The sequence below is a fragment of the Flavonifractor sp. genome (genome assembly GCF_019422385.1).
Lineage (GTDB): Bacteria > Bacillota > Clostridia > Oscillospirales > Oscillospiraceae > Flavonifractor > Flavonifractor avistercoris.
Map to the genome: position 1 here is coordinate 1 of NZ_JAHZDL010000128.1, position 4,916 is coordinate 4,916.

General features: G+C 65.8%; 4 protein-coding genes and 1 pseudogene. 4 read left to right on the plus strand and 1 reads right to left on the minus strand.

The window, feature by feature from the left end:
• From QZ378_RS12155 to QZ378_RS12170, 4 genes are all read left to right on the plus strand, one after another.
• On the plus strand, positions 1–934 hold a 934-nt coding region (locus QZ378_RS12155; RefSeq protein ID WP_291258454.1), incomplete at its 5' end, for a V-type ATP synthase subunit B.
• A 3-nt stretch (positions 935–937) separates the two neighbouring features.
• A complete protein-coding gene (locus QZ378_RS12160) occupies positions 938–1,654 on the plus strand; it encodes a V-type ATP synthase subunit D (RefSeq protein WP_087241613.1) in 717 nt (238 codons plus the stop codon).
• 170 nt (positions 1,655–1,824) lie between these two features.
• Positions 1,825–3,621 (plus strand): LTA synthase family protein, encoded by a 1,797-nt coding sequence (locus tag QZ378_RS12165; RefSeq protein WP_291258455.1) that lies wholly within the window; start codon positions 1,825–1,827, stop codon positions 3,619–3,621.
• 96 nt (positions 3,622–3,717) lie between these two features.
• Positions 3,718–4,404, plus strand: a complete 687-nt coding sequence (locus QZ378_RS12170; RefSeq protein WP_291258456.1) for a helix-turn-helix transcriptional regulator — start codon at positions 3,718–3,720, stop codon at positions 4,402–4,404.
• 39 nt (positions 4,405–4,443) lie between these two features.
• Here the strand turns inward: QZ378_RS12170 and QZ378_RS12175 are convergent.
• Positions 4,444–4,916: pseudogene (locus tag QZ378_RS12175) on the minus strand (cell division protein FtsH); the annotation flags it as partial.

Genomic DNA, 4,916 nt, shown 5'->3' on the forward strand with positions numbered 1-4,916 from the left:
CTCCGGCTCCGGCCTGCCCCACGCGGCCCTGGCCGCCCAGATCGCCCGGCAGGCCAAGGTGCTGGGGGACGACGCCGGCAACTTCGCCGTGGTGTTCGCCGCCATCGGCATCACCTTTGAGGAGTCCGACTTCTTCGTGCAGGAGTTCCGCCGCACCGGCGCCATCGACCGGACGGTGCTGTTCACCAACCTGGCCAACGACCCCGCCGTGGAGCGTATCGCCACACCCCGCATGGCCCTCACCGCCGCGGAGTACCTGGCCTTCGAGAAGGATATGCACGTGCTGGTCATCCTCACCGACATCACCAACTATGCCGAGGCGCTCCGCGAGGTGTCGGCCGCCAAGAAGGAGGTGCCGGGCCGCCGGGGCTATCCGGGTTACCTGTACACCAACCTGGCCACCATCTACGAGCGGGCCGGCCGCCAGATGGGCAAGAAGGGCTCCATCACCCTCATCCCCATCCTGACCATGCCCGAGGACGACAAGACCCACCCCATCCCCGACCTGACCGGCTATATCACCGAGGGGCAGATCATCCTGAGCCGGGAGCTGTTCCGCAAGGGCATCAATCCCCCCGTGGACGTGCTGCCCTCCCTGTCCCGTCTGAAGGACAAGGGCATCGGCGTGGGCCGCACCCGGGAGGATCACGCGGGCACCATGAACCAGCTCTTCGCCGCCTACGCCACCGGCAAGGAGAACAAGGAGCTCATGTCCATCCTGGGCGAGGCCGCCCTGTCCCCCACCGACCTGCTGTACGCCAAGTTTGCCGACGAGTTTGAAAAGCGCTATGTGGCCCAGGGCAGCGAGGAGAACCGCTCCATCGAGGAGACCCTGGATCTGGGCTGGGAGCTGCTGAGCATCCTGCCCAAGAGCGAGCTCAAGCGCATCAAGCCGGAGTTTATCGAGAAATACCTCCCGAAAAAGGAGGGGTGATCCATGCCGGCCATTAACGTAAACCCCACCCGGCAGGAGCTGACCCGGCTGAAAACCCGGCTGCGCACCTCGGTTCGGGGCCACAAGCTGCTCAAGGACAAGCGGGATGAGCTGATGAAGCAGTTCATGGACGTGGTGCGGGAGAACCGGGCCCTGCGGAAAAAGGTGGAGGAGGGCCTCATGAAGGCCCACGGCTCCTTCACCGTGGCCTCCGCCCTCATGTCCACCGAGATGCTGGAGCAGGCCCTCCTGTACCCCAAGCAGAGCGTGGAGCTGGACATGACCTTCCAGAACGTGATGAGCGTCAACGTGCCCGTCTACCAGTTCAAGACCCGGAGCGACGACGCCGGGGAGATCTATCCCTACGGCTTCGCCACTACCTCCGGCGAGCTGGACGGCGCGGTGGAGGCCCTGTCCGGCGTGTTCCAGGATATGCTCAAGCTGGCGGAAATTGAAAAGACCTCCCAGCTGCTGGCCGAGGAGATCGAAAAGACCCGCCGCCGGGTCAACGCCCTGGAATACGTGAAGATCCCCCAGATGGAGGAGGCCATCCAGTATATCACCATGAAGCTGGACGAGAACGAGCGGGCCAACACCATCCGCCTGATGAAAGTCAAGGATATGCTGCTCCAGGAGTCCATTGAAGAGAAGCGCCAGGCCGACGCCCAGGCCGTGGAGGCCTTCGGCGGCCATCTGGCCGAGCCCATGGGCGAGCTGTAAGCGTAAACCATCCGCCAGACAGGCGGCCGTCCCACCGGACGGCCGCCTGTTTTGCTGCGCAAAACTCCATGCCCGCGGCGTGCCCAACGCCCATGAGCCTCCCCCGTTTTGACATGCGGCGGATTCTGCGGTATAATCACACCCTATCCCTCTGCATCAGGAGAACCCCTATGAAACAGAATCTGATTCCAACGAAAGAGGCGCTGTGGCTGGCGGGCTTTCTGCTGCTGACGCCCCTCACCGCCGCCTGGCTCATGCAGTTCACCTACGGCGTGCTGCCCTGGCAGATGCCCCTCCCGGCCGCCCTGGCCAACGCCCTGTGCATCGCCCTGGTCTACTGGCCCCTGTGCGCCCTGACCGGGCGGGCGGCCCCCTGCTGCATCGGCGTGCACTTCGCCGCCGGGGCCTGGGGCGCGGCCAACTGGTTTGTCAGCTCCTTCCGGGGCACCCCCATCCTGCCCTGGGATCTCTCCGCCCTGGGCACCGCCGCCGCCGTGGCGGGGAATTACCGCCTCATCCCCACCTGGCAGATGCTGGCGGCCATCGCCTTGGCGGCGGCGCTGATCGTGTTCCTCCACCCGGAGAAGCGCAAGGCCCGCCTGCGCCTCACCGGGCGCCTGCCCCTGCGGCTGGCCTGCCTGGGGGCCGGGCTGGCCTGCCTGCTGTTCCTGGTGCCCACCCAGCGGCTGGGCCTGCTGGGCATAAGCACCGACGTGTGGGATCCGGCCGGCTCCTACCGCACCGGCGGATGTCTGGCGGTCTTTCTGCGCAATACGGAGTTCTTGAAGGTGGAGGAGCCGCCGGACAGCAGCCCGGAGCGGGTGGAGCAGATCCTGGCCGGGGCGGAGGCGCCGGAGCCGGCGGCGGTGACCGTGGAGCGGCCCAACATCGTGGCCATCATGAACGAGTCCTGGGCCGACTTCGAGGTCTACTGCAATCTCCGCCTCAGTGAGAGCGTCACCGACTACATCCGCTCCCTGGACAACGCGATGTTCGGCCACGCCTACACCTCCGTGTTCGGCGCGGGCACCAGCGCCAGCGAGTTCGAGTTCCTCACCGGCAGCTCCATGGCCTTCCTGCCCTCGGGCAGCATCCCCTATCAGCAGTATGTGCTGGGGGATACCGCCTCCCTGGCCTCCCTGCTCCGGGCCGACGGCTACGACACCCTGGCCTTCCACCCCGGGGAGCGCACCTCCTGGCAGCGGGACCGGGCCTACCCCCGGCTGGGCTTTGACGCCTACAAGTGCGGCGACGACATGGACGTGCCCCAGACCTTTGAGCACGGCTATGTCAGCGACGAGTCGGATTTCCGGCAGCTCATCTGGGAATTGGAGCACAAGGAGGCGGGGCAGCCCATCTTCCTCTTCAACGTGACCATCCAGAACCACGGCGGCTACACCGCGGCGGACTACCCGGCCCAGGTGACCCTCACCGACGCGCCGGGGGAGTACCCCATGGCGGAGCAGTACCTCACCCTGGCAAACAAGACCGACCAGGCCTTCCGCACCCTGGTGGAGTATCTGGAGGACTTTGACGAGCCCACCATCGTGGTCATGTTCGGGGATCACCAGCCCTCGGTGGAGCAGGGGTTCCTGGACAGGGCCTACGGCGTCACCCAGGATCAGATGACCATGGAGCAGTACATGGGCAGGTTCTATGTCCCCTTCGTGATCTGGGCCAACTACCCCCTGCCCGAGTCCGGGCCGGAGGTCACCAGCCTCAACTTCCTGGGCCAGTACCTCCTGCGCTACGCGGGCATCGGCGGGACGGCCTACGACAACTACCTGTGGCAGCTCCAGACCCGGCTGCCCGCCGTCACCTTCGTGGGCTATGTGGATGCGGACGGGAGGGCCTACAGCCACCTGGAGACCAACGGCTTCACCCCCGTGATCGAGGACTACCAGCGGGTGCAGTACAACAACCTCTTTGGCGGAAAGGAGCGGCTGACGGCCCTGTTTGACCCGTAGGCGGCCCGTCAACCGCCGGTTGACAGGGTGGAAGGGGCGGCCCCTTGCCAAAGTCCCGCCGGTGGGGTAGGATAGAGGCAGAAAGGGGGAGTCGCCATGACGCTGGGTCAGCGGATTCAGGAGCACCGGCTCCGGCTGGGCCTGTCCCAGACCGGACTGGGGGAGAAGCTGGGGGTGTCCCGCCAGGCGGTGAGCCGGTGGGAGGCCGACGGGGCGGTGCCCGACACGGATAAGCTCATCGCCCTGTCCAAACTTTTCGGACTCACTCTGAACGAGCTGCTCCAGGTGGAGAACCCGCCGGAGCAAATGCCCGCCCCTGTGGAGGAACCGGCGGAAAAGCGGCCCCACGTCCGGTGGAAACTCCTCCTGCTGGCGGCGGTGTGCTTCCTGGCCGGGCTGGCCGTGGGCAGGGCTCCGGACATCGCCGCCCGGCTGGGGCCGCCGGATCCGAAGGAATGGATTACAGAGTGGAGCTTACGCGCAGCCCCGTTCGCTTATGAACTGGATGGGCGGGAGGTTGTGGATCTCTATGTGGGGGTGACCCTGGAGGACTCCGAAATGCTGGAGGACACGGAGGTGTTTTTCCAGGCAGAATCCGCCGGCGGGGAGACCATCCGGGCAGAGCCGGTGAATCGGCGGGAATCTCTGTACGGGGTCAGCTGCTCGGCCATGCTGACAGTGCCCAACGAGGCGGGGCGTATATTGATCGGCTTCCGGACAAATGGCCGGGAGCGCCTCCAGATTCTCGATGAGTTTGGCCGGCTGATTCCATCACAAGAATAAAACACCCCGTGGAGCAACGCTCCACGGGGTGTTTTGCGTTTATTCCTTGGGCTTGCCCTCGGGGCCGAAGTCGGTTCCGTTCTCCTGAGGGGGCTCCGTCTTAGGGGGCTCCTCCTGCCCGGGCTGGGTGTCGCCGCCCAGGGGGATGGGAGTATCGGGAGAAGAAACCGGCTTGGGCTCCTCCTTTTTGCTCTCCCGGTCGGGGAAGTTGTCCGCCAGGGCGGGATCCCGGCCCTCCAGAATGGCAACCATCTCGGGGCCGGTGATGGTCTCCTTCTCCAGCAGGTAGGCCACCACCTTGTCCATGTCCTCCCGGCTGGCCGAGAGGATCTCGGTGGCCTTTTTGTAGCAGGAGTCGATCAGATCCCGCACCGCCCTGTCCATGGCGGCGGCGGTGTCCTGGGCGCAGTCGATGCCGTAGCCGCCGTCCAGGTACTGGTTGCGGCGGGAGGCCAGGGCCATCATGCCGAACTCGTCGCTCATGCCGAACATGGCCACCATGTTCCGGGCCA